The 22,793-nt window shown below is 60.9% G+C and carries 22 protein-coding genes and 1 riboswitch; of the genes, 5 read left to right on the forward strand and 17 right to left on the reverse strand.

Annotated elements, in window-relative coordinates; all coding sequences use genetic code 11:
• Positions 1 to 11 precede the first annotated feature (11 nt).
• Entirely contained in the window at positions 12 to 1,142 is a 1,131-nt protein-coding gene (locus ACZ47E_RS12025) for a cobalt-precorrin-5B (C(1))-methyltransferase (protein ID WP_278067086.1), read from the forward strand.
• On the opposite strand, the gene cobM is transcribed toward ACZ47E_RS12025, so the two are convergent.
• Genes cobM through cbiE form a run of 3 tightly spaced genes read right to left on the reverse strand, consistent with a single transcriptional unit; the run spans position 1,097 to position 3,542 of the window.
• Positions 1,097 to 1,870 carry a precorrin-4 C(11)-methyltransferase gene (cobM, locus tag ACZ47E_RS12030; protein ID WP_278067087.1) on the reverse strand — a complete coding sequence of 258 codons (774 nt, stop codon included), beginning with the start codon at positions 1,868 to 1,870 and terminating at the stop codon, positions 1,097 to 1,099. The genes ACZ47E_RS12025 and cobM overlap by 46 nt on opposite strands.
• Positions 1,867 to 2,289: a cobalamin biosynthesis protein gene (locus tag ACZ47E_RS12035; protein WP_004444156.1), complete on the reverse strand. Its 423-nt coding sequence runs from the start codon at positions 2,287 to 2,289 to the stop codon at positions 1,867 to 1,869. Before ACZ47E_RS12035 ends, cobM begins: the two co-directional genes overlap by 4 nt.
• Positions 2,283 to 3,542, reverse strand: coding sequence for a precorrin-6y C5,15-methyltransferase (decarboxylating) subunit CbiE (gene cbiE / locus ACZ47E_RS12040; protein WP_137069057.1), 1,260 nt, complete (start codon positions 3,540 to 3,542; stop codon positions 2,283 to 2,285). The genes ACZ47E_RS12035 and cbiE overlap by 7 nt, the downstream gene beginning before the upstream one ends.
• Between cbiE and ACZ47E_RS12045 the strand changes: the two genes are divergently transcribed.
• Positions 3,541 to 4,323: a cobalt-precorrin-6A reductase gene (locus ACZ47E_RS12045; protein WP_048902762.1), complete on the forward strand. Its 783-nt coding sequence runs from the start codon at positions 3,541 to 3,543 to the stop codon at positions 4,321 to 4,323. The two genes, cbiE and ACZ47E_RS12045, sit on opposite strands and share 2 nt — an antisense overlap.
• On the opposite strand, the gene ACZ47E_RS12050 is transcribed toward ACZ47E_RS12045, so the two are convergent.
• Genes ACZ47E_RS12050 through ACZ47E_RS12080 form a run of 7 tightly spaced genes read right to left on the reverse strand, consistent with a single transcriptional unit; the run spans position 4,290 to position 12,605 of the window.
• Complete coding sequence (locus ACZ47E_RS12050; RefSeq protein ID WP_045533471.1) at positions 4,290 to 5,051, reverse strand: precorrin-3B C(17)-methyltransferase; 762 nt, start codon at positions 5,049 to 5,051, stop codon at positions 4,290 to 4,292. The genes ACZ47E_RS12045 and ACZ47E_RS12050 overlap by 34 nt on opposite strands.
• A complete protein-coding gene (locus ACZ47E_RS12055; RefSeq protein ID WP_072495198.1) occupies positions 5,048 to 5,815 on the reverse strand; it encodes a precorrin-2 C(20)-methyltransferase in 768 nt (255 codons plus the stop codon). Before ACZ47E_RS12055 ends, ACZ47E_RS12050 begins: the two co-directional genes overlap by 4 nt.
• Positions 5,812 to 6,444, reverse strand: a complete 633-nt coding sequence (locus ACZ47E_RS12060) for a precorrin-8X methylmutase (RefSeq protein WP_006700275.1) — start codon at positions 6,442 to 6,444, stop codon at positions 5,812 to 5,814. Before ACZ47E_RS12060 ends, ACZ47E_RS12055 begins: the two co-directional genes overlap by 4 nt.
• Positions 6,441 to 7,793 (reverse strand): precorrin-3B synthase, encoded by a 1,353-nt coding sequence (gene cobG, locus ACZ47E_RS12065; RefSeq protein ID WP_278067088.1) that lies wholly within the window; start codon positions 7,791 to 7,793, stop codon positions 6,441 to 6,443. The genes ACZ47E_RS12060 and cobG overlap by 4 nt, the downstream gene beginning before the upstream one ends.
• A complete protein-coding gene (cobN, locus tag ACZ47E_RS12070; protein WP_278067089.1) occupies positions 7,793 to 11,143 on the reverse strand; it encodes a cobaltochelatase subunit CobN in 3,351 nt (1,116 codons plus the stop codon). The genes cobG and cobN overlap by 1 nt, the downstream gene beginning before the upstream one ends.
• A 2-nt stretch (positions 11,144 to 11,145) precedes the next feature.
• On the reverse strand, positions 11,146 to 12,183 hold the full coding sequence (cobW, locus tag ACZ47E_RS12075; protein WP_112553072.1) for a cobalamin biosynthesis protein CobW: 1,038 nt from the start codon (positions 12,181 to 12,183) through the stop codon (positions 11,146 to 11,148).
• Positions 12,180 to 12,605: a DUF1636 family protein gene (locus ACZ47E_RS12080; RefSeq protein WP_004444176.1), complete on the reverse strand. Its 426-nt coding sequence runs from the start codon at positions 12,603 to 12,605 to the stop codon at positions 12,180 to 12,182. The genes cobW and ACZ47E_RS12080 overlap by 4 nt, the downstream gene beginning before the upstream one ends.
• 118 nt (positions 12,606 to 12,723) lie before the next feature.
• Positions 12,724 to 12,940: riboswitch (cobalamin riboswitch) on the reverse strand.
• Between the two features lie 133 nt (positions 12,941 to 13,073).
• Here ACZ47E_RS12080 and cobO point away from each other — a divergent pair.
• The gene (gene cobO, locus ACZ47E_RS12085; protein WP_004444179.1) at positions 13,074 to 13,691 is read left to right on the forward strand and encodes a cob(I)yrinic acid a,c-diamide adenosyltransferase; all 618 of its coding nucleotides are present in this window, start codon (positions 13,074 to 13,076) and stop codon (positions 13,689 to 13,691) included.
• 1 nt (position 13,692) lies between these two features.
• Positions 13,693 to 15,150, forward strand: a complete 1,458-nt coding sequence (locus ACZ47E_RS12090) for a cobyric acid synthase (protein WP_464016856.1) — start codon at positions 13,693 to 13,695, stop codon at positions 15,148 to 15,150.
• Here ACZ47E_RS12090 and cbiB read toward each other — a convergent pair.
• On the reverse strand, positions 15,137 to 16,102 hold the full coding sequence (cbiB, locus tag ACZ47E_RS12095; protein WP_022557027.1) for an adenosylcobinamide-phosphate synthase CbiB: 966 nt from the start codon (positions 16,100 to 16,102) through the stop codon (positions 15,137 to 15,139). The two genes, ACZ47E_RS12090 and cbiB, sit on opposite strands and share 14 nt — an antisense overlap.
• Between cbiB and cobD the strand changes: the two genes are divergently transcribed.
• Positions 16,101 to 17,147, forward strand: coding sequence for a threonine-phosphate decarboxylase CobD (gene cobD, locus ACZ47E_RS12100; protein WP_278067092.1), 1,047 nt, complete (start codon positions 16,101 to 16,103; stop codon positions 17,145 to 17,147). The two genes, cbiB and cobD, sit on opposite strands and share 2 nt — an antisense overlap.
• Here the strand turns inward: cobD and ACZ47E_RS12105 are convergent.
• Genes ACZ47E_RS12105 through ACZ47E_RS12130 form a run of 6 tightly spaced genes read right to left on the reverse strand, consistent with a single transcriptional unit; the run spans position 17,129 to position 22,767 of the window.
• Positions 17,129 to 18,406 (reverse strand): L-fuconate dehydratase, encoded by a 1,278-nt coding sequence (locus tag ACZ47E_RS12105; RefSeq protein ID WP_278067093.1) that lies wholly within the window; start codon positions 18,404 to 18,406, stop codon positions 17,129 to 17,131. The genes cobD and ACZ47E_RS12105 overlap by 19 nt on opposite strands.
• A 36-nt stretch (positions 18,407 to 18,442) precedes the next feature.
• On the reverse strand, positions 18,443 to 18,772 hold the full coding sequence (locus ACZ47E_RS12110) for an L-rhamnose mutarotase (RefSeq protein WP_006700267.1): 330 nt from the start codon (positions 18,770 to 18,772) through the stop codon (positions 18,443 to 18,445).
• 11 nt (positions 18,773 to 18,783) lie between these two features.
• On the reverse strand, positions 18,784 to 19,917 hold the full coding sequence (locus ACZ47E_RS12115; protein WP_184288709.1) for a mannitol dehydrogenase family protein: 1,134 nt from the start codon (positions 19,915 to 19,917) through the stop codon (positions 18,784 to 18,786).
• Complete coding sequence (locus ACZ47E_RS12120; RefSeq protein ID WP_278067094.1) at positions 19,914 to 20,924, reverse strand: zinc-binding alcohol dehydrogenase family protein; 1,011 nt, start codon at positions 20,922 to 20,924, stop codon at positions 19,914 to 19,916. The genes ACZ47E_RS12115 and ACZ47E_RS12120 overlap by 4 nt, the downstream gene beginning before the upstream one ends.
• Positions 20,925 to 20,927: 3 nt before the next feature.
• The gene (locus tag ACZ47E_RS12125) at positions 20,928 to 21,749 is read right to left on the reverse strand and encodes an amidohydrolase family protein (protein ID WP_464016857.1); all 822 of its coding nucleotides are present in this window, start codon (positions 21,747 to 21,749) and stop codon (positions 20,928 to 20,930) included.
• A gap of 4 nt (positions 21,750 to 21,753) precedes the next feature.
• A complete protein-coding gene (locus tag ACZ47E_RS12130) occupies positions 21,754 to 22,767 on the reverse strand; it encodes an aldo/keto reductase (RefSeq protein WP_173614913.1) in 1,014 nt (337 codons plus the stop codon).
• Positions 22,768 to 22,793: the final 26 nt, after the last annotated feature.

The following is a 22,793-nucleotide window of genomic DNA, read 5'->3' on the forward strand; positions in this document are numbered from 1 at the left end:
TAGGAATTCATATGGAAACGGATGGAAAGACCCTTCGCCGCGGCTGGACCACGGGCACCTGCGCGGCAGCCGCCACGAAGGCGGCCTGCGCCGCCCTTCTGACCGGCGAGTTTCCTTACCCTGTCGAGGTCGAACTTCCAAGCGGCGCGAGGCCCGCATTTTCCCTCGCGACCGAGGAAAAGGGTGAAAACTTCGCCCGCGCAGGTGTCATCAAGGATGCGGGCGATGACCCTGATGTTACCCACGGCGCGCTGATCGAAAGCACGGTGCGGCGCGGTCAGCCGGGAAGCGGTATCATCTTCAAGGCCGGCACGGGCGTCGGCACCGTCACGCGGCCCGGACTGCCCCTGCCGCCAGGAGAACCCGCCATCAATCCCGTGCCACGCAAGATGATCGAAACCGCCATTCACGAGGTGGCTGGTGCGGAGGCTGATTTCGAAGTCGAAATTTCCGTTCGAGACGGCGAGAAACTTGCGGAAAAAACCCTCAACGGCAGACTCGGCATTCTCGGGGGTATCTCCATTCTCGGCACCACGGGCGTCGTTATCCCTTTTTCCTGCTCGGCCTGGATCCACTCCATCTGGCGAGGCATTGACGTGGCGCGTGCGACCGGCTGCACTCACGTGCTCGGCGCTACCGGGAACACCTCTGAAAAAGCGGGACAGGCGCTGTATGAACTGCCCGAGGCCGCGTTGATCGACATGGGGGATTTCATCGGCGGCATGTTGAAATATCTGCGCAGCCACCCGGTCGAGCGGGTAACGATTGCTGGTGGCGTCGCCAAGATGACGAAGCTCGCCCAGGGGATGCTCGACGTGCACTCCAAAAAAGGTCTTGCCGATCTCGATGCGCTGGCGGCGCTGGCAGGGGAGGCAGGTGGCGATGGGGAACTCGCTGACGCCATTCGCAGCGCCAACACCGTCGCCCATGCCTTCCAGCTGGCCGATCGCAACGCTATCGATCTTGGCGCGATCGTTGCTGAAAAAGCCTGGGTGACCGCCGCGGCGGCGCTGAGGACGCCGACCATAGCACTGGATATCCTGGTTTTCGATCGTCAGGGCGCGTTGAAGGGACGCACCGCCTCCACCCCGTCGCATCAGCCCGCCACATCCTCCTTTGGAGACCGGAAGCGGCGTACATAGTCTGCACTGTAGAGTGCGCTTTCACGAAAATCCGTCGAGGCCAAACCACGGCCGACAAAGATCAGCGCCGTGCGCTCGACAGGCTCGGCCGCAAGCTTGCCTTCGATATCGAACAGGCTACCGCGAATGACCCGCTCATCCGGCCAGGACGCCCGCACGACAATGGCGACGGGGCAATCGGAACCATAAAGCGGCGTCAATTCTTCCACGACCCTGCCGATGGCATGAATGGCAAGATGGATGGCAAGCGTCGCGCCCGTCGCACCGAAAGCCTGCAGCGTCTCGCCATCAGGCATCTTCGATGCACGCCCGGAAATCCGCGTCAGCACAAGGCTCTGCGCCACTTCCGGCACCGTCAGTTCGCGTTGCAGGGCTGCCGCGGCGGCGGCGAAGGAAGGAACCCCGGGCGTCACGCTGTAATCGAGCCCCAGCTGCTCCAGCCGGCGGATCTGTTCGCCCATTGCGCTCCAGACGGAAAGGTCGCCGGAGTGCAATCGTGCAACGTCCTTGCCTTCCCTTGCTGCCGCGATGAATTCCGCCTCGATCTCATCCAGCGAAAGTGCGGCCGTATCGACAATACGCGCGCCCGGCGGGCAATAGTCGATCAGCGCCTTCGGAACCAGCGAGCCGGCATAAAGGCAGACCGGGCACGCCGCGATAAGATCGCGCCCGCGCACCGTAATGAGATCGGCGGCGCCCGGACCGGCACCGATGAAATGAACCGTCATTCGTGTTCTCCATGTTCGATCGCGCAGCCGCCATCCTCTGGGGCGGCACCGTCAGCGGTTGCGATGGCCACCGTCACATCGCCGTGTACGAGCCGCGGCGCGACCAGCCTTGCATTCTCTCCCGCTGCCGCAAGCGCCGCGGTTTCGCTCACGCTCGGCAAACCGGACCGCTCGAAACTTGCGCGTGAAAACGTCAGCGTTTTCGAGATAACGGCGTCAAGCCGATGCTGCGCGACGATTTCGAGCGACAGGGAAAGAGTTTTCGCCGCTTCCGCAAGGCCGGCTTCCCGCGATTTAAGTGGCGCAGTTGCCAGGCGGTCGGCCTTGACGCCAAAATCCTGCTCGGCAGCGCGCAAGGCAGCGATGATCATCCCAGCCGTCGCTCCCTTGCGGCAGCCTATGCCGGCCACGATCACCATGGCTTCACCCAGCTCCACTGGGTCACCGGCATAGCCGGACGCCACCCCGACATTGAACCGACAGCAGCCGCCCGCGACACATCCAGTCTTACGATCGAACCGCCGAGCCTCGCATGCGCGGCCAGCAGAACTGCCTCCATTTCCAACGTCACGGCATTGGCGACCAGACGTCCCCCGGATTTCAATGCCTCCACGGCCCCATCGAATACACCCGCTTCACTGCCGCCGCCGCCAATGAAGATTGCGTCCGGACGGGGTAACCCTTCAAAAGCGTCGGGAGCGGAACCGATCATGACCTCAAGCCCGGGAACACCGCAGACGTCGGCATTAAACGTTATGCGTTCCGCCCTTGCCGGGTGCTGCTCTATGGCAATGGCGCGGAGCGAAGGGTGCGACAGCATCCATTCAATACCGATCGAGCCGGAACCCGCACCGATATCCCAAAGCAGTTCGCCGCGGCGTGGCGCCAGCGAGGACAGGGTCACAGCCCGGATTTCGCGTTTGGTGATCTGCCCGTCATGTTCGAACAGGCCATCGTCAAGTCCGTGCGCAAAGGGCAGGACACGTGCGCCTTGATCCGCAACAACGTCAATTGCCACGACATTCAGCGCATTGACGTCTTCAACGACGAAATCGCTCGCCGGCACGCGGCGCGATCTTTCCCGTTCTCCTCCCAAAGCCTCGAGCAGAGTGAATTCCGACCGGCCGAAACCGGAGGCAGACAGCAATTTTGCGATCAAAACCGGGTCGCGCTCGTCCGACGTCAGCGCTATGATGCGGGTGCCGGGATGGAGATGCGGCCGCAAAAGGTCGATGGGTCGGCCGTGCAGCGAAACGCACTCGACCGACTGCAGCGGCCAGCCGAGCCGAGAAGCCGCGAGAGAAAAGGCCGAAGGCGAAGGATACGAGACAGCCTCCTGGACAGGGACGCTTCTCAGAAGCGTGACGCCCACACCGTAGAAGAACGGATCACCGGATGCCAGCACGCAAACCCTCCTGCCGCGCAGCGCCAGAACGTCCCTCATCTCCACGTCGAATGGCACGGGCCAGGCCCGTGCCTCGCCCTGAATCGCCGCAGCTGCCAGGTCCAGATGACGTTTGCCGCCAAAGACAATTTCGGCGACCTCGATTGCCCGCAGCGCATTTTTACCGAGCCCGTCAAGCCCGTCCTCGCCGATGCCGACGATGGAAAGCCAGCGCGTTGCTTCCTTTTCGGTGGAAGCCTTGCCCGTTCCGGAATATTCAGAGGTCATGACACGCTCCATACTCATTCTTGGCGGCACGACCGATGCCCGCCTCCTGGCCGGCCGGCTGGGCGAAGATTCCAGCTATCGTATCCTGCTCTCCATGGCGGGCCGCACGATCTCCCCGGTGGAACAGCCCGTACCCATGCGCAGTGGCGGCTTCGGCGGTGCGGCGGGGCTGGCGGATTTCATCCGCGCCGGGAATTTCGATATTCTGGTGGATGCGACCCATCCCTATGCCGCCAGAATTTCCGCCAATGCCGTGGAGGCGTCGAAGCGAGCAGGCGTTCCGCTCATCAGGCTTTCGCGTCCTGCCTGGCAGCGTCAGCCGGGCGATAACTGGCAAAGTGTCGAGAGCATCGATCAGGCGGTCGTCGCGCTTGGCGGCCAAGGCAAATGCGTGTTTCTGGCGCTCGGCCGACAGGAGCTTCTTCCTTTTGAGGCCGCGCCCCAGCACAACTATCTCATCCGCAGCGTCGATCCCGTGGAACCGCCGCTGAAGTTGCCGGATGCGCGTTACATCACTGCACGCGGTCCTTTCGCAACGGAGGACGAAATCCGTATGCTGGAAGAAAACCGCATCGAGGTCGTGATATCGAAAAACTCGGGTGGCGCAGCAAGTTACGGCAAGATCGAAGCGGCCAGACAACTCCATCTGCCGGTTATCATGATCGAGCGGCCGAGGCAGTCGTACGACACGGCCGCCACAAGCGTGACGGTGCCGGATATAGCGACTGCGCTCACCGCCATCCAGCATCAGTTTTCTCTTTTCGAAAAACGAGGCGAATAAACGATCGGTTCTTTTCCGGGACGTTCGATCAAACGCGTTTCTTCCGAACCGACAATGACACAGGTCGCCATGTCTGCCATGTCGCTCGACGCCTCCGATAGCGGCACGACCCGTATGCGCTCATCCAGGCGGCCTGCCGCCCTGCCGAAGATCACCGGCACCGATCCGGGCAGATGCACCCGCAACAGGTCAAAAGCCGTGCCGAGCTGATGCGGCCGCGCCTTGCTGACAGGATTATAGAAGGCCATCACGAAACCCGCCTGCGCCGCTGCGATCAGTCGTTTCTCGATGATTCCCCATGGTTTGAGATTGTCCGACAGTGAAATGGCGCAAAAATCATGCCCAAGCGGCGCACCAGCTCTTGCCGCCACCGCCAGCATCGCCGTCACGCCCGGCACGACGGAAACATCGATGTCGCGCCACTCGGATGGACCATTTTCGATTGCCTCGCAGATGGCCGCCGCCATGGCGAAAACACCGGGATCACCACCGGAAACCACGCAGACCCTGCCGCCTTCGGCCGCAAGCCGAAGAGCCTGTTCAGCGCGGGAGATCTCCTCGCGATTGTCGGAGGCATGGCGGCGCTGGTGGGGACCAAGCGAGAGCCGGTCGAGATAAGGAATATAGCCGAAAAAATCGTCGGATGCAGCGACAGCGGCAAGCGCCTCCGGCGTCATCTGTGCAGCATTACCGGGTCCCAGTCCGACGACGACGAGCTTGCCGGTCATGGTGCTTCACCCGGGCCGGGCCTCGTTTTCCAGCCAGGTACAAGAACCAGCGAAAAGTAGGGTGCAGGCGAAGCATCCCGCTCGATGAGCCGCACTGCATGGCTGTTGGCCATGGTGCCGCGCTCGACATAAAGCGCCTGCTCGAGCTTGCCGGCCTTTTCCAGTGCACGGCGGATTTTGGGCAGGTTGCGCCCGACTTTCATGATGACCGCCCCGTCCGTGCCGGAAAGACGGTCAGAAAGAACATCTTCTGCAAGCGTTCCAGGAAGCACGCTCAGAATATCGTCTCCCTGCACCAGCGGCAGCCCAGCCATGGACCAACAGCCGGACATGGCGGTGATGCCGGCTACGACTTCCGCCTGATAGGACGGCGCAAGCCGCAGATGCAGATGCATATAGGAGCCATAGAACAGCGGATCGCCTTCCGAGAGCACGGCAACATTCCTGCCGGCTTCGAGATGTGCTGCAATGTCCTTCGCCGACTGATCGAAAAATCGGGCGATCGCATCGCGATAATCCTCACCGTTCTTGTCGCTTTCAACCGTGACGGGGTAAACCAACGGCATTTCAAGCGTGCCCGGACGGATAAAGGCCTCGACGATACCACGGCCGTTGCCGCTACTGCCCTTTTTGCAGAAGAAAGCCAGAACGTCGGCTGCCTCGATGGCACGCACCGCTTTCAGCGTCAGCAGTTCAGGATCGCCGGGACCGGTGCCGACGCCGACGAGTTTCCCCTTACGATGTTCAAAAAGAGCCGCGCTCACAGGCCCGCCCTCGCAACCGCGTTGACGGCGGCAGCCGTCATGGCCGAGCCGCCCATGCGTCCCTTGACGATGGCGTAGGGAATGCCGAGCGTACTGACTTCCAACGCATCCTTCGATTCCGCTGCGCCGACGAAACCGACCGGCATGCCGATGATGGCGGCGGGGCGAGGCGCGCCCTTTTCGAGCATCTCCAGAAGATAGAACAGGGCTGTTGGCGCGTTGCCGATCGCCACCAGAGCACCGTTCATGTGCTCCGCCCAGAGATCAAGCGCGGCGGCCGAACGTGTATTGCCGATGGACCTCGCAATGTCGGGCGTGCGCGGATCACGAAGTGTGCAGATGACCGCATTGGCGGCTGGCAGGCGCGCGCGCGTCACACCATGGGCGACCATTTCCGCATCGCAAAGGATGGGCTTGCCCGCAAGGAGTGCGCCACGCGCGGCAGAGACAAAATCCGGGGAGAAACGGAAATGGGCGGCGGCCTCAACCAGCCCGCAGGCATGAATCATGCGAATGGCGATGTCCGCCTGATCTTCGGCAAAAGCGGACAAATCCGCTTCCTCGCGTATTATGGCGAAGGAGCGCTCATAGATCGCATTGCCATCGCGAATATAGTCATAGTCGGTCATCGGTCATCCTGTCGAAGCGCCGCGACAATTGCCTGCCTGCCCAGACGGGCAAACAGGCCAGCGGCGTTTTCCCCGGGCTTATGTTCTTTTTCATAAAGACGGGCAAGCCGCGAAAGCGCCGCTCTTTGTTGTGCAAAGGGTAAAATGCCGTCCGGAAAATCGCCGGCGCGGCCAAAAATCGAAAAAGCCATGCCATTATCGGAACCTGAAAAGGTCAGAAGCGACGGCGCGGGATGGGCGCAGCCTTTGCCACATCCGGAAATATGCAGGGTCACGGAACCGTCGAGCAGCGGGGCGCAAGCGCCTGCCGCAAAGGAAGCCAGTTCGTGAGTAGGATAAAAGGCCGACGCGCAACCGGGAGCGCCGGGACAGACTGCTATGGAAGATCGCCCGTCGCCGGCAGCCGTGACGAAACCCGATGTTCCGGCACTCGCAAGCAGTGCGCCGCACGCGCGCTGGGAACCGAAAAACAGCAGGCTATGATTTATCGCTGGCCGAAGAGACTGAATACCGAGCACGGCGGCCGCTTCGCAGAGACGCGCTATATCAGCGGCTTTGATCTGACTGAAGGCAGGCGCGACGCCTGCAGCAAAACCGGCCCCGCCTGCGGCCATCAAACCCAAAGGCACGAGGGACCGGGATGCCTCGCTTCCGGCCAGATCCACCAGATGATCACCACAGATCGCTTCAATCATCTTCCGATCCAGATCGCGACCGCGGGCGAGCGGACCTTTTTTTGCCAGAAGCGCGAGCAATTCAAGGACGACACCAGCTGCGGCGCCGGCGCCAACCAGCCCCGCATCCACCGAGCTGCTTTCCGGACCGCCCACAAACAGGCGCCAGAAGACCTGCCCTTCCAGACGCTGTGCTTTCACGCGGATGTCAGCGAGCAAATCTCCCATGGAAACATATCCGCCACCGTCGATCACCACAGACATTTTGGCGGCGAGTTTTTCAGCAAGCCCCAGCGCTTTTGCCTCCCGGCGAATCTCGTCTGCAAGAGAACGGCCATCGGCAATTTCCGTCTCGTCGCGACCGGATAAGGGCGAAACCTCAACCGCCAGCCCATCGCGAAGCGGTAGACCAAGCGCCAGAACCTCTTTTTCCAGAAAGCGCGCGCTCTCGGGCGACAGACCGCGAAATTGCAGGCTGCCCCGGGCGGTAATGTCCATCAAGCCATTGCCATGGAAATCCGAAAGATCGCAAAGCCTCTTCATCTCAAGGGGCGTGATATCCGCTTCGAATGCGATCCGTGACAGGAGACCATCGCCGGTGGGCATGGGTGCAGAGAGAGCCGGGCATGCGCCGCGGCGGCTGACTGGCTGAACGGGATTGAATAAGGCCGTCATCACGCGCCGACCCTTTCCGGATGGGGCAAAAGCAGCATTTCAAGCTCCGCATCCACCGCGTTTCGGCGACTGTGCCACAGGCCGCGGCGGCGGGCGGACAAGAAACGTTCCGCCATCACCCGCGCTGCCTTCGGGTTTTCGCGCAGGATGAAATCGCGCACCGCTTCATTGCCGAAATAGGCATCGTAAAGGGCTTCGATCAACGATGACGACACCGCATTGGTGGTTTCGGCAAAGCCGACCAGCCGGTCCACCGCCTCGGCAAACTCCGCCGCACCGCGTGGACCATGTCGCATCTGGCCTTCGATGAAGCGCGGATTGACGGCCCGGGCCCGCACCACCCGCGTCAGGGCCTGTGTCATCGATCTTGCCCGTGGGCGCGCCGGATCGGTCGTATCCAGCGCCACGATATCGGCAACGCCTCCAAGTGCAGCCTTGGCAGCGGAAAAGCCGCCAATGAAAGCGACATCGGAAGAACCGTCCAGAAGATCGCGGCCGGGATCATCGCCGGTGTGAACCAGAAGATCAGCCCGGCGCACCGCCTGCGCAAATCCGGCATCCTCGAAAATCTCCAGCCCGTCCGCACCCCCGAATGCGTGACTTGCCGCATCTAAGTAGGCTTTACCCAGCTCCTCGCGTTCGTCCCATTTGCCGCTGGCGAGCTTCTCCTCAATACCGGCACCATAGGTGCCGGGCGCAGAGCCGAAAATCCGCGGTGGTATATGACCGAGCAGAGCCGCCTCTTCCGCAAGCGGATTGTCGCCCGGCGCTTCTTCACGCCGCGCCACGGCCTTGGCGGCAGCATCGAGAAGCGCGATCAGCGCAGGAAACATATCCCGGAACAGACCGGAAATGCGGAACGTGACATCAACGCGTGGACGGCCGAGGCTGGCCGGCGGCAGCACCTCGATGCCGGTCACGCGGCCGGTGCCGGCGTCGTAAATCGGCCGCGCTCCCATCAGGTGCAGCGCCTGCGCCACATCCTCGCCGCCGTTGCGAAGACTGGCACTTCCCCAGAGATCGAACACCAGATGTTTCGGCCAATCCCCGTGGCTCTGCAGATGATGACGGAGCACCTCTTCGCCGGCCATGCGCCCTAGTTCAAAAGCGGTGGGCGTCGGCATCGTGCGCGGATCCGCTGCATAAAGATTGCGGCCCGTGGGAAGTACATCGACCCGGCCCCGTGCCGGTGCGCCGGAAGGACCGGGAGGAACGTGCCGGCCATCGAGTGCGGCAAGCAAGGCCGCCTTCTCGGCCCGGGCGCTTTGAAGTCTCAGAGGATCAGCCTCACCTTCGGCGCAGCGGCCGAAAATGTGTTGGCCGTCCTTGATCGCAAAATCCTTGAGATCACAGAGAAAGGCGTCGATGCGTGAGAGGGCGGCGTCGGCATCGTCTTTCGTATTCACGCCGGCCTCGGTTGCAAGCCCGGTTTCCTGCGCTTTTTCAATGATCAGCTTCGCCAGCCGGTCGCGCCGGCGCCGATCGAGCCCATCGGCCTGCGCATATTCGTCGACCAGCTGTTCAAGCGCCAGTTGTTCCGGCGAAAGCCCGGCATTAACCAGCACCGGCGGAATATGGCCGATGGTGACGGCTGCAATACGCCGTTTCGCCACCGCCGCCTCACCGGGATTGGAAACGATAAACGGATAAATCACCGGCAGCGGACCAGTGACAATTTCCGGAAAGCACTTGCGGGAAAGCGCCACTGTCTTGCCGGGCAGCCATTCCAGCGTACCGTGCGCGCCCACATGCACGATGGCATGGGCGGATGCCACGCGCTGCATCCATGCGCCGAAGGCAACAAGCGCGTGGCGCGGTGGCAGGGCGGGATCGTGATAGTCAACCCGGCGGTCCTCATTGCGCCCCCTGTCCGGCGCAAGCGCCACGAAGACCTGGCCGAAACGCGCGACGCGAAAACGAAACCCGCCATCGGCGAAAGCTTCATCACTTTCCGCAGCTCCCCATGTCGCACTCAAGGAGGCCGCGGCATCGTCAGGCAAACCCGAAAGAAAACCTCGATAATCGGCAAGATCGATCGTCGCTTCCTGCTGCTCAAGGCGACCGAGCAGCGCCCTTGCCGTTTCGGGAATATCTTCGACGCAATAGCCGGCATCTGCAAGATCTCGCAGCATTTCGAGCACGCTTTGCGGCACATCCAGACCAACGGCGTAACCGGTTCGCCCCGGGGCTGCACCCGGATAATCCGGCATCAGAACGACAATGCGCCGCTCCTCCGGCGAGGTATTTTTCAGACGCAGGAAGGCCGCGATGCGGCTTGCCACCTGTTCGACACGATCCGCCTCCGGCATGTTTACGAGACTGATACCGCCATCGGTCCAAGGCTGTTTGAATGAAATCACGCCTGCGAAAATCCGGCCATCCAGTTCAGGCAGCACAATATGCATGGCTAGATCGGACGGGTTTAGTCCACGCGCATTCGCCGCCCAGCCGTCGCGGCGGGTCGTCGCCATGGCGACCTGGAAAACGGGAACGCCAAGCCGATCGAACAGCGTATGGCCATCGGCATCGCTCTGACTGGCAAAGGCCGTCGCAGCAAGGATGGCAGCGGGCTGAATATCTCTCAGCGCCTTTTCGAGAAAGCGAAGGGCATCGCCATCCTTCAGGCCGCTGACAAAAATCGGCACCGGGGAGAAACCGCGCTCGCAAAGCGCGTGAAAGAGCGCATCCACCGGCGCTGCATCCGCAGCCAGCAACATGGAGCGATAAAAGACAATAGGCAGAACGGGCGCGGCAGCCGGGAAGCCAGAGCAGGCCTCCATTTTCCCTAACACCCCCACCCCCGGCCGATAAAAGCCGGCTTTCGGCAATGGTTCAGCTTCTATCATCGGCCATGCGTCATCTCTTGCCAGAGCGGCGAGGCCACCGGCAAGACGACCCATATTATCTCTTCCGCCTTCGCGGAAAAAGGAAAGGACGGATGCCAGGATGTGTGTGTCCACGGTCGACGCCGCTTCGAGCTTTTCGTCCCTTTCACTGCATTCGCCGGGCAGAAGCAGAAGCTTTATCCCACGTCGGCGCGCCATGCTGGAAAGCTGATCGACTCCATAACGCCAGCGTTCCGCTCCACCGAGGATTCGGACAAGGATGACCGTGGCATGCTCCGCCGTCTTTTCGATCCACAGGTCAACCGACATGGGATGGCGAAGCTCGGCGAGGTTTGCGGCGGACAGGCTGGGGAGCACACTGTCCGCCTGTCGCCACGCCTGCTCAAGCCCGGCAAGATCGCTTGTCGAAAACGACAGCATCACCACATCCGATCGAGGCTGGTTGAGGTCAACCGGCTCGATCAGATCGTCGAGAGACGAGGATGTGGTGGCAAGAATATGCATCGTCAGGCGGCCAGCATCTGTTCGATCTTTTCGCGATTGATGCCCTTTTCGCCGATAATGACCAGTCGGCTGCGGCGCTGCTCGCCCGCTGCCCAGGGGCGGTCGTAATAATGATTGACCCGGCTTCCGACCGCCTGCACCTGCAGACGCATGGGCTTGGCGGAAACTTCGACAAAGCCCTTGATGCGCAGGACGTTTTCAGCCGCAGCCGTTTCGGCAATGCGCGCCGCCAGTGCTTCCGGATCGGCCACAGCCGGCAGGTCGATGACGAAGCTGTCGAAATCGTCGTGTTCATGGTCGAGTTCACCGTCATGGTGGGTGCGGCGGTTTTCGATATCCTCTTCAACGGCAAGACCAAGACCGATCAGCACGGCGGGGTCGATGGCGCCATTGGAGGCCACAACGATCTTCGCGGCCTTCGGCAGATGTTCGAGCACATGCGCCCTCGCCTTGTCGAGGCCGGCTTCATCAAGGAGATCGGCCTTCGTGAGAACGATGAGATCGGCGCAGGCGACCTGGTCCTCGAAAACTTCCTCAACCGGATCATCGTGATCAAGCGCCTCGTCATTGGCCCTCTGAGCAGCGAGCGCCTCCATGTCGTGCGCGACCTTTCCTTCAGCAAGGGCGGCGCCATCCACCACGGCCACGACGGCGTCCACGGTCACGCGGCTCTTGATGGCCGGCCATTGGAAAGCCTGGACCAGCGGCTTAGGCAGGGCAAGACCAGAGGTCTCGATCAGGATATGCTCCACCTTCGTCTGGCGGCTGAGAATTTGTTCGATCGCGGGCTGGAAATCGTCAGCCACCGTGCAGCAGATACAGCCGTTGGCCAGTTCGACGATGTTTTCTTCGGGGCAGCTTTCAATGCCGCAGCCTTTCAGGATTTCGCCGTCGATACCGATATCGCCGAATTCATTGACGATGATTGCGAGCCGCTTGCCGTCCAGCTTTTCCAGAAGACCCCGCAACAGCGTCGTTTTTCCCGCCCCTAGAAAACCGGTGACGATGGTGCAGGGAACGCGGTCCAGATGGTTGCTCATGATCTCTCCTCGGTAAAATCGAATGGGGGAATGCGCGCCACCATGCCGCGCTTTAATGGTTCGGGGCGGCCGCGCCAGGGCATCAGGCCATCTGAAGACGCAGAAAGAAGCCGCGCGCCGGTCAGCAGGTCCCCTGCATCGTCGGGTGTCAGCCCACCAAACACATAGGACCAGCCATTGGCGCTGCGCAGCACGGCACTGAGGCCACGTTTGCAGTTGGCGAGACAATTGACGGAACGGACCGCGATGCCGGACGCTTCCGCCTCTGCGGTGACGGCCTCGGCAAGACGTGAACCGGCACGTGGCTCGGCGCTGGGATCAGCTTCGTCGCGACAGCTTCGGCAAACGAAAACGACCACACCGGACGCCGTTTCATCCTGCGCGTTTCCACCAGCAAATGAAGATGTCGCTGAAATATCCAAACCGTATCGTTCCCGCGCCAAGTCAAATTCTTCGGGGTGCGGATATCGAAAACGGTATGCGCACAGGCACAGACCGGCTGTTCGACGTTATCGACTGACCGGAGCACCCCGCCCGGTAGACGTTTTTCCTGAAGCGGCAGGTCTCCTGGCTTGCGGCTCGATGAGCGCCCGGACACCGCCTTCCCGAACCGTCTCTCTGGTCCAGTGGCTTTACGGTGCGGGCTTGCCGCTTACAGTTGCGGGGGCAGCCACGGAATGACCCGTTTCAGGGTGGAACCGTGTTCCCTCTTAGCTTTTCCCGTTGCCGGGGAAAGACCGTCAGTTCCTTACCCTTAGGCCGAACGGGCTTTGGGGTCAATGCCGCCCCCCTGTGGCTCGCGCATTGCCGGGTGCGGCAAATTGGGTATAGTCGCCGCTCCGAAGGGCAGGGATAAGTTCCCGGCTGCTGGAGTGAAGAAGGAATATGCGATGACACGCGACATCAGCGACAACGAAGCCGAGCGCCATCGGCAGAAAATGGTCAACCGCAAGACGGTGCAGGATGCCGAAGTCGCGGCAAAGACCATCGAAAAAGGTCTGCTGATGATCAATACCGGCCCCGGCAAGGGCAAGTCCACGGCCGCCTTCGGCCTTGCGTTGCGTATGCTCGGCATCGGGCGCAGGGTCGGCGTCGTGCAATTCATCAAGGGTGCATGGTCGACCGGCGAACAGCAGGCGCTGGCTCTGTTCGGTGACAAGGTGGTGTGGCGTACCATGGGTGAAGGCTTCACCTGGGATACGCAGGATCTGAAGCGCGATGTTGCCGCTGCCGCGAAGGCGTGGGAAGAAGCCGTGACACTGATGGCTGACCAGACGATCGGCCTGCTGATACTCGACGAACTGAATATCGCATTGCGTTATGATTACCTGCCGCTTGACGAGGTCGTGACGACGCTGGCCAGCCGTCGGCCCGATCTGCACATCATCGTCACCGGCCGCAATGCCAAGCAACCGCTGATCGACGCCGCCGACATGGTGACGGAGATGACGCTGGTAAAACATCATTTCAAGGCGGGCGTGAAAGCACAGCCAGGGATAGAATTCTGACATGGCCGCACGGGTTCTGATGTTTCAGGGAACCGGCTCGGATGTCGGCAAATCGCTGATGGTGGCCGGTCTAGCCCGCGCCTTCGTCAGGCGCGGCCTGTCCGTCATGCCGTTCAAACCACAGAACATGTCGAATAATGCGGCCGTTACCGCCGACGGCGGCGAGATCGGCCGAGCACAGGCGCTGCAGGCGCGGGCCGCTGGCGTACCCCTCTCTGTCCACATGAATCCGGTTCTTCTGAAACCGCAGAGCGAGACCGGGGCACAGGTGGTGGTTCAGGGCAAAATCGCCGGCAATGCCAGGGCAGCCGATTACCAGCACCTGAAAGCCGGGTTGATGCCGCGCGTGCTGGATAGCTTCAACCGCCTGAAACAACAGGCCGATCTGGTGCTGGTGGAGGGGGCGGGCAGCGCATCCGAAATCAATCTGCGTGCCAATGATATCGCCAATATGGGGTTTGCGAGAGCGGCTGACGCGCCTGTGATCCTCATCGGCGATATTGACCGCGGCGGCGTCATCGCCAGCCTTGTCGGTACCAAAGTCGTACTCGAACCTGACGATGCGGCGATGATCGAAGGTTTCATCGTCAACCGCTTTCGCGGTGATCCCGCGTTGTTTTCGGACGGCATGCGGATAATTCAGAAAAGGACAGGCTGGGCCTCGATAGGCCTTCTGCCGCATTTCTCCGATGCCACGAAACTGCCGGCTGAGGACGCGCTCGGTCTTTCCGGCCCGGCTGAGCGAAAACCCGGCGCAAAGATCCGCATCGCCGTGCCGATCCTGCCGCACATTTCCAATTTCGATGATCTCGACCCTCTGGACATGGAGCCGGACGTGGAACTGATCCGCGTGCGGCCGGGCGAGACCATTCCCGCCGATTGCCGGCTGGTTTTGCTGTGCGGTTCAAAATCCACCATTGCCGATCTCGCCGTGCTGAAAGATGCGGGTCTGGACATCGACATAAAGGCGCATGTGCGCCGCGGCGGCTACGTTCTCGGCCTTTGCGGTGGCTACCAGATGCTCGGAAAAACCGTTGCGGATCCTGACGGTATCGAGGGATCACCTGCGACTGTGGACGGGCTCGGCCTGCTTGATGTCGACACGGTTTTGACGGGTGACAAGCGACTCGTTTCCGTTCAAGGCGTGAGCTTTGATGGTGTTGGTTTATCCGGCTACGAAATGCATGTGGGGAAAACCACGGGAGCAGCAGGCAATCTGGTGTTTTCGACGATCGACGGGCATTACGATGGAAGCATCTCACCCGACGGCCGTGTCTTCGGCACCTATATTCACGGCCTTTTTGCTCATGATAGCCAGCGCGGCGCATGGTTGGAGCGTCTCGGCGGGTGCGGCACCGACCTGAACTATGATGCGCAGGTGGATGCGGTTCTCGACCGTCTGGCTGCGCATATGGAACAGCACCTCGATCTCGACGGGCTGCTGGCTATAGCGCGATAAGGATCGCCAGAAGCCCGAATAGGCCGATCAGCAACAGGTCCGCAATCCGTGCCAGCCGCAACGCCGTGCGAATATCGCCGGCGACCAGCGCAGACCTTCCGCCGTCCCCCATGAAACGCGCTTCGATCATCTGTCCGCCGTAAGAACGCGGTCCGGCAAGCGCAAAACCCAGCGCGCCGGCCAGCGCCGCTTCCGGCCAGCCCGCATTGGGAGAGCGGTGGTGGCGCGCATCGCGACGGATCGCGGCAATGGCCGCTTTTGGCGACGCGCCCTCGACAAAAAATGCGGCGACCACAAACAGGCTGCCGCTCAATCTCGAAGCGGGCAGATTGATGAGATCGTCAAGCCGGGCCGAAGCCCAGCCGAACGCTTCATGGCGAGGCGAACGATGACCGATCATGCTGTCGGCCGTATTGACCGCCTTATAAGCCGCGCCACCTGGCAGGCCCAGAAGCCCCATCCAGACGGCAGGGGCGACGATGCCATCGGAAAAGTTCTCGGCGAGACTTTCGATCGCCGCCCGGCAGATCGCCGCCTCATCCAGCTTTTGCGGGTCGCGGCCGACGATCATCGAGACAGCCTTGCGGCCACCCTCAACTCCTTCACGCTCCAGCGCAGTCGCAACCGCCTCCACATGCTGTTCCAGACTTTTCTGTGCCGGAAGCGAAGCACCGAGGATGGCGACCGCCAGAAGTCCGAAGGGCAGGAAAAGCAGAACAGATTGCGCAAACCATGCAAGGATCACCGTCAGCCCGACAAAAACAACCAGCGCCACAACACCGGCGGCCTTGCGCCGTGAAAATGACGCGCTGTCCCGGTTCCATTTTTGGTCCAGCAGCGCGATAAGCGAACCGACCCAGGTGACAGGATGGCCGATATGTTTGAACAGCCAGTCCGGATAACCGGTCAGGCGTTCGATCACGAGCGACAGGAAAGCGAGAGCGAGGAACATGGGCGAGACAATATCAGAAATGGCACAGGCTGCGATCCGCCACGGCGGCAATCTCGGCAGAGCGCGCCTGATGTTTCCAGACGCGTCTGAACCGTGGATCGACCTTTCGACCGGAATCAACCCGCATCCCTATCCGTATTCTGCCGTTCCCGCCAGCGCATTCGCTCGCCTGCCGGAGCCCGAGACGGCCGACTATCTGAAACGGCTGGCCGCACTCCATTTCGGCGCACCCTCCGCCCGACATGTCACGCTATCGCCCGGCACCCAGATGCTCATGCCGCTGCTGGCTCAAACCGCACTTGCCCGGAGCGCCAAGAGCGGCGCGGTGCTGTCACCTGCCTACGCGGAACATGCCCGCACCGCACGCATGGCCGGGCTGACCATGAGGGAAGTGGAGCATGTCAGCGACCTGATCGCTCACGACTACGTGGTGGTGGTCAATCCCAACAATCCCGACGGACGGATCATCGATCGCGAAACTCTTTTGCGGCTCGCCGATTCAATGCATCGAAACGGCGGCCTGCTGGTGGTGGATGAAGCCTTCATCGAAACCGGAGGCGCCGAGAGCCTTGCGGATAGTGTTGATCGGCATGCTCTGGTCGTCCTTCGTTCCTTCGGCAAATTTTATGGCCTGGCGGGAATCCGGCTTGGTTTTGCAATTGCGCACCCTGATATCGCTGCGGGGTTGGAGGCGAGGCTCGGGCCATGGGCGGTTTCCGGCCCGGCGCTGCACATTGCAACGGAAGCCTTGGCGGATGGAACGTGGCAATCTGCGATGCGGCTGCGTCTCGCGGATGAAGCACGACGCATGAATTGCCTTTTGGAAAAAGCGGGTCTGAACGGGGTTGGCGGCACGCCTCTGTTCACACTGGTGCGGGACGAGCGTGCCAAGGCCCTGTTCGATCATCTCGGCCGTCTCGGAATACTCGTGCGCATTTTCGATGAAAGGCCGCACGACATCCGTTTCGGCCTTCCGGGTAGCGACGCTGAGTGGCAGCGCCTTCAAGCGGCGCTGCTCTCTTTCGATCATCCCTCGAAAGTGTAGGTTTCAATCGACTCCGGCTTCATTTCGATGGAGAAACCCGGCAGTTTCGGCGGCATATAAGCGGCGTTTCTGATATCGCAGGGCTCGATGAAATGCTCGTGTAGGTGATCCACATATTCGATGACGCGACCTTCCTTGGTGCCTGAAACCACCAGATAGTCGATCATCGACAGGTGCTGCACATATTCGCAAAGCCCGACGCCGCCAGCATGCGGCCAGACCGGCAGATTATATTTGGCGGCAATCAGCAGCACCGCCAGCACTTCGTTGAGGCCACCCATACGGCAGCTGTCGATCTGCACCACATCGATCGCGCCTTCAGCGATGAACTGCTTGAACATGATGCGGTTCTGGCACATTTCGCCCGTCGCCACCTTCACGGAACCAATGGCTGCGCGAATCTTGCGATGGCCGGCGACATCATCCGGGCTGGTCGGTTCTTCGATGAAGAAGGGCTTGGAAAAGGCGAGCTTATTCACCCACTCGATTGCCTGGTCCACTTCCCACACCTGATTGGCATCGATCATCAGATAACGATCGGGGCCGATCACCTCGCGGGCAATGGTGAGACGGCGAATGTCATCCTCCAGATCACGTCCAACCTTCATCTTCACATGGTTGAAGCCGGCATCGATGGCTTCCTGGCAAAGACGGCGCAGCTTGGCGTCGTCATAACCGAGCCAGCCTGCGGAAGTCGTATAGCAGGCGTAACCTTCGCTCTTCAGCGTCTCGATGCGTTCCCTTTTGCCGCTTTCGGCTTTCTTGAGAATTGCGAGCGCCTCGTCCCGGGTCAGCACGTCAGTGAGATAACGGTAATCAACGATATCGGCGATTTCCTCAGCGCTCATATCAGCCACCAGTTGCCACACAGGCTTGCCGGCTTTCTTGGCCAGCAAATCCCACACCGCGTTGACAACGGCGCCGGTGGCGAGATGCATCGCACCCTTGTCGGGGCCGATCCAGCGCAGCTGGCTGTCGCTGGTCAGATGCCGCCAATATTTGCCGGGGTTCTCAGTCACCGTGGCAAGATCGGTGCCGACGACGAGGTGACGCATCGCTTCGATGGCCATGCAGCAAATATCGTTACCCCGGCCGATGGTGAAGGTCAGCCCGTGGCCTTTAAGACCCGGCTCATCCGTGTCGAGAATCACATAAGCCGCCGAATAATCCGGGTCGGGGTTCATCGCATCGGAGCCGTCCAGGCTCTGGGATGTGGGGAAACGCAGGTCGAAAACACGAAGATCAGTAATTTTTGTCATGGCCGTTTACTCGCGGTCAGTGCCTATGGAAATCGTTCAGTCGTGGTGGAAGGTTTCTTCCATCATAGCCCACCACTCGCCGTCCCTGCGGGTTTCGAGCGGTTTCTGGCAGGGAATCGTAAAAGACCACCATTCCTGGTTCTTGGGGCTGGCCGCCATCTTCGCCATATCGGCGCTGAAATCGGTGCCATGATATTCCCAATAGCCAAACAGCAGGTTTTCCGGCTCCCGCAGGAAAATCGTGTAGTTACGGATATTGCAATCGCTGATCAGCGCCAGAACTTCCGGCCAGACGGCGGCATGCAGCCTTTTATACTCCGCGATCATCTCCGGCTTGACGCCTATGACCATTCCCATACGCTGCATGAAAAACTCCGTTACTTTCTGATGGTGGCAAGCGCCGCGCGCAGCTTTGATTGCGGCAGGCTCAATCCCAGCCGGTCCGCTGCGGCAATGACCGGAGCAAAGCGTCGGCGCTTCTTCTCATCGTGATTACCGGCGATATCGGCCAGCCGATGGGCAAGGAAGGGATTGCGCAAACGCTCCCGCAGCACGCCGATATAGGCCTGCGCATCATTTCCCATGCCTTCAGCAATAAAGAGCGGCAGAACCTCGTCGCGCCATAACGTTTCCAGATCCGCGACGAGTGCACTGTCGTCCATTGCCTGGCGCACCGTCTCGTCCTTCGCCCGCGCATCCTGCAGCCAGCGTTCCGCCAGATAGGAATGGCCGAGATTGAGCAGGAAAAGCTTCAGCTTTTCATAGTGATCGAGATCGTCCGTCAGCACCACGGCAGGGTGAGTGCAGGGCAGGACAAGCCCTTCCTGCTTTTCGATCGCCCAGAGCGCGTAAGGCTCCGCCACTGCACCTACCGGATCGATAGGCTCGGAAACGATGCGATCGACCAGGCTATTAGCGAAACGGCACTTTTCGTTCAGGTAAAAGGCAAAACCCGCCGGCAATTGCCATTCATCGGCAAGCCGGCGAATGACCTCTTTCAGCTTTTCGCCATTACGCGGCACAAGTTCACAAGGAAAGATGGACACGGGCGCTTCCGGATTGCGCTGAAAACGTTCGAGCAGCAAAATGCAGAGTTTCGCCGGAAAGCTCCTCGGGACGGCCGTAAAATCCGCCGCGAGATCTGCGCCATCCGCAGAATCAAGCTCATAACCGCGGTCTCCGGTATTGGACAAGATGACAGCAGCTTCGCAGGCGAGGCGGCGTACTTCGGCCCATTCAGTTGCCGAGGTCAGGGCCCGCGCGACAGCCTTGCCCTCAATTTCCTCATCCACGTTCCGGCCGTCACGGATGCCGCGAATGCGCACGGGGTAGGGCGCGCCACTATTCAGCGCCGCGACACGCTTCAGGCTTTCCGCATTGCCGGTTGTCTGGACAATCGCGATGCGACCGATAGCCTCGTCCTTTTCCAGCGCTTGCGAGACAAAGAGGTCCGCATGCGCCAGAAGAAAGCGGCTGGTACCGAATTGCAGGATGGGCGTCTCGGGCGTCATGCGACCTCCACCATGCCTTTGATGACTCCGGCTTTCGGATCGGTCAGCCCTGCGAACTGCGATGGCACGTCGGCAAGCGTCATACGGTGCGTAATCAGCGCCTCAGGTACTTTCCCTTCCCGCAATGCCTGCAACACGCGTTCGAAATCCTCCGGCGTCGCATTTCGGCTGCCGAGCAGCGTCGTTTCACGTTTGTGGAACTCCGGATCGTTGAAGCTGATATCGCTCGCGACGATGGAAACAAGCACATACGAACCGCCATGGCCGACGAAGGAAAAGCCGCGCTCCATGGCTTTAGGATTACCGGTCGCATCGAAGACCGCATCGAAGAAATCACCGTTGGTAATCTCGGAAAGACGATCTTTGTCGCCGTCCCCAAGCGACACTGTATGGGCGACGCCGAGATGCTCCTTGCAGAATTCCAGCCGGTCGGTGCGGCCATCGATCATCGTGACTTCGCCGCCATCGAGAACCGCGAAAACCGCTACCGCCATGCCGATCGGTCCGGCGCCGACGATCAGAACCTTCTGTCCTTTCTCGACATTGCCACGGCGCACCGCATGCGCGCCGATAGCCAGAAATTCGGTCATCGCCGCCTGGTCGAGGCTCAGCCCTTCAGCCTTCAACACGAATTGCTGCGGCACGTTCAGATACTCCACCATGCCGCCATCACGATGAACGCCGAGCACGCCGATATTGCGGCAGCAATTGCTCTTGCCCTTCAGGCAGGCGCTGCATTTCCCGCAAGAAATATACGGAATGATGGTAACAACGTCGCCGGCCGACAGATGGCTGCCTTGCGGCGCCTCTTCAACCGTACCGGAAAGTTCATGGCCCATGATCCGCGGATAAGAGAGGTAGGGCTGATTGCCGGTGAAGATGTGGAGATCCGTACCGCAAACCCCGATGCGACGGACGCGCACCAGCACCTCACCTTCGCCACGCACAGGTTTAGGCAGATCCTTGGCGCTGAGTTGACCGGGAGTGTCGCAGAAAATCGCCAGCATGGATCACCTGTGGGAAAGGGAGTAAAAACGAATGGCGTTACCGCCGAAGACTGCCGCATGGTCCGCTGCCGGCACGATATCGCGACAGAAGCCCAGCCATTCCTGATAATCGCCCGCCAGTCGCAAAACCGGCCAGTCGCTGCCGAAAATCACCCGGTCTGCGCCGAACAGCTCCAGAATGGTTTCGGCATAGGGCCGCACTGCTTCCGGTCGCTGATCGCCGCGCTCGGTCAGGAGGCCGGAGAGCTTGCAATGGACATTGGGAAGAGCCGCCAAAGCGCCCATATCCTTGCGCCAGGCGCTGTAGCGGCCGGTCGCAATCAGCGGCTTGGCACCATGGTCGATGACAACAGGCAATTGTGGATGACGCCGGGCAAAGGCGAGGAGATGCGGCAGATTGGGCGGCAGGACCAGCGCATCGAACGCCAGGCCGTGGTTCACCAACGCCGCCACGGAGGGATCGAGCAGCGGATCATCGATCCATGCCACGTCTTCCATGCCCTGCAGCATCGGGCGCACGGCTTTGAACGCCCGATGTTTTGCCCGGCGGGCGATTTCAGTTGCAGCATCTGGAGACTTCATGTCCACCCAGCCGACCACACCTTTGATGAAATCTGTCTCTTCCGCCAGCGCCAGCATGAAATCCGTATCGGCAGCCGTCTCCATCGTCTGAACCAGCACGGTGCCGGAAATTCCGGCCGCGGCCAGCAATGGCGACAGATCCGCTGGAAGAAAATCCCGGTAGATGGCGGCGAGCGACGGCGGCGGCCACTGGCCGGCACGGTCCTTCATTAACCAGAAATGCTGGTGGGCGTCGATAAGCATTGCCTCAGGCCTTTCCGCCCGGCACCGGCGCACCTTCGGCGATCAGACCGCGTCTGTGCAGTTCCGCCCAGAACTCATCCGGAATAGATTGTTCGAACCATTCGATATTGGAAGCGAGCTGCTGCGCATTCCGCGCGCCCGAGACGACGGTGACCGAAGCCGGATGGGCCAGCGGAAATTGCAATGCAGCCGCCTGCAGCGACACACCGACTTCTTCGCAGACACCCTGCAGCGCATCAACCCGCGTAAGGATATCGGCAGGCGCATCGGCATAATTGAATTTGCGGTTGCCCGCGAGAATGCCGGAATTGAAAGCACCGGCGACAACGATGCCGACACCGCTTTCGGCGCAGAGGTTCATGAAAGCAAGGCTCTGCTGCTCCAGCAGCGTATAGCGGCCGGCAAGCATGGCGACGTCGATGTCAAAGACATCCATGGCGTCGTTGACAATTTCCCACTCGTTGACGCCAAGGCCGATAGCGCCAGTTGAACCTTCCTCACGCAGCTTGCCAAGCGCCCGGAAGCCGCCGCCAGCGGTCAGCTGCTCCCAGTAATGCTGGTGCTTTTCGCCATGGGTGTAGGAGCCGATATCGTGCACATAAAGAATATCCGGCTTCAGAACGCCGAGCCTCTGCTGGCTGGCCTCGAAAGAGCGTAGAATGCCATCATAGGAATAATCATAGAACGGGCGGAAGGGTAGCGGCGCAATATAGGCATCCTCTTCGGGGCCAACGGTCTCATCGGGAACCATAACGCGACCGACCTTGGTGCTCAGCGAATATTCGCTCCGGTCATGCTCCGTCACCATGGTCCCCAGGCGACGCTCCGACCGCGTATATCCATAAAACGGCGCGGTATCGAAATAACGCATGCCGCTTTCCCATGCCTTGTCAAACGCACCCTTGGACTCTTCATAGGGCGTAACGCGGTAGAGATTGCCCATCTGGGCGCAACCGAGACCCATGACGGTAACGTCGACGGCGCGGCGCGGCAATTTACGTGTATCGGAGACTTTCATTGCGGAGACTTTCCAGCTTGCCTTTG

Source organism: Agrobacterium sp. 5Ca39 (assembly GCF_055382365.1).

Coding starts and splice junctions, on each gene's coding strand:
- ACZ47E_RS12125 (WP_464016857.1), bottom strand. CDS start 21,749: ATGCTTATCGACGCCCACCAGCATTTCTGGTTAATGAAGGACCGTGCC.
- ACZ47E_RS12060 (WP_006700275.1), bottom strand. CDS start 6,444: ATGACCGACTATGACTATATTCGCGATGGCAATGCGATCTATGAGCGC.
- cobD (WP_278067092.1), top strand. CDS start 16,101: ATGGGCGAGACAATATCAGAAATGGCACAGGCTGCGATCCGCCACGGC.
- ACZ47E_RS12025 (WP_278067086.1), top strand. CDS start 12: ATGGAAACGGATGGAAAGACCCTTCGCCGCGGCTGGACCACGGGCACC.
- cobG (WP_278067088.1), bottom strand. CDS start 7,793: ATGACGGCCTTATTCAATCCCGTTCAGCCAGTCAGCCGCCGCGGCGCA.
- ACZ47E_RS12115 (WP_184288709.1), bottom strand. CDS start 19,917: ATGACGCCCGAGACGCCCATCCTGCAATTCGGTACCAGCCGCTTTCTT.
- cobM (WP_278067087.1), bottom strand. CDS start 1,870: ATGACGGTTCATTTCATCGGTGCCGGTCCGGGCGCCGCCGATCTCATT.
- cobN (WP_278067089.1), bottom strand. CDS start 11,143: ATGCATATTCTTGCCACCACATCCTCGTCTCTCGACGATCTGATCGAG.
- ACZ47E_RS12050 (WP_045533471.1), bottom strand. CDS start 5,051: ATGACCGGCAAGCTCGTCGTCGTCGGACTGGGACCCGGTAATGCTGCA.
- ACZ47E_RS12045 (WP_048902762.1), top strand. CDS start 3,541: ATGACACGCTCCATACTCATTCTTGGCGGCACGACCGATGCCCGCCTC.
- cbiB (WP_022557027.1), bottom strand. CDS start 16,102: ATGTTCCTCGCTCTCGCTTTCCTGTCGCTCGTGATCGAACGCCTGACC.
- cobO (WP_004444179.1), top strand. CDS start 13,074: ATGACACGCGACATCAGCGACAACGAAGCCGAGCGCCATCGGCAGAAA.
- cbiE (WP_137069057.1), bottom strand. CDS start 3,542: ATGACCTCTGAATATTCCGGAACGGGCAAGGCTTCCACCGAAAAGGAA.
- ACZ47E_RS12110 (WP_006700267.1), bottom strand. CDS start 18,772: ATGCAGCGTATGGGAATGGTCATAGGCGTCAAGCCGGAGATGATCGCG.
- ACZ47E_RS12130 (WP_173614913.1), bottom strand. CDS start 22,767: ATGAAAGTCTCCGATACACGTAAATTGCCGCGCCGCGCCGTCGACGTT.
- cobW (WP_112553072.1), bottom strand. CDS start 12,183: ATGAGCAACCATCTGGACCGCGTTCCCTGCACCATCGTCACCGGTTTT.
- ACZ47E_RS12035 (WP_004444156.1), bottom strand. CDS start 2,289: ATGGTGATCGTGGCCGGCATAGGCTGCCGCAAGGGAGCGACGGCTGGG.
- ACZ47E_RS12105 (WP_278067093.1), bottom strand. CDS start 18,406: ATGACAAAAATTACTGATCTTCGTGTTTTCGACCTGCGTTTCCCCACA.
- ACZ47E_RS12090 (WP_464016856.1), top strand. CDS start 13,693: ATGGCCGCACGGGTTCTGATGTTTCAGGGAACCGGCTCGGATGTCGGC.
- ACZ47E_RS12120 (WP_278067094.1), bottom strand. CDS start 20,924: ATGCTGGCGATTTTCTGCGACACTCCCGGTCAACTCAGCGCCAAGGAT.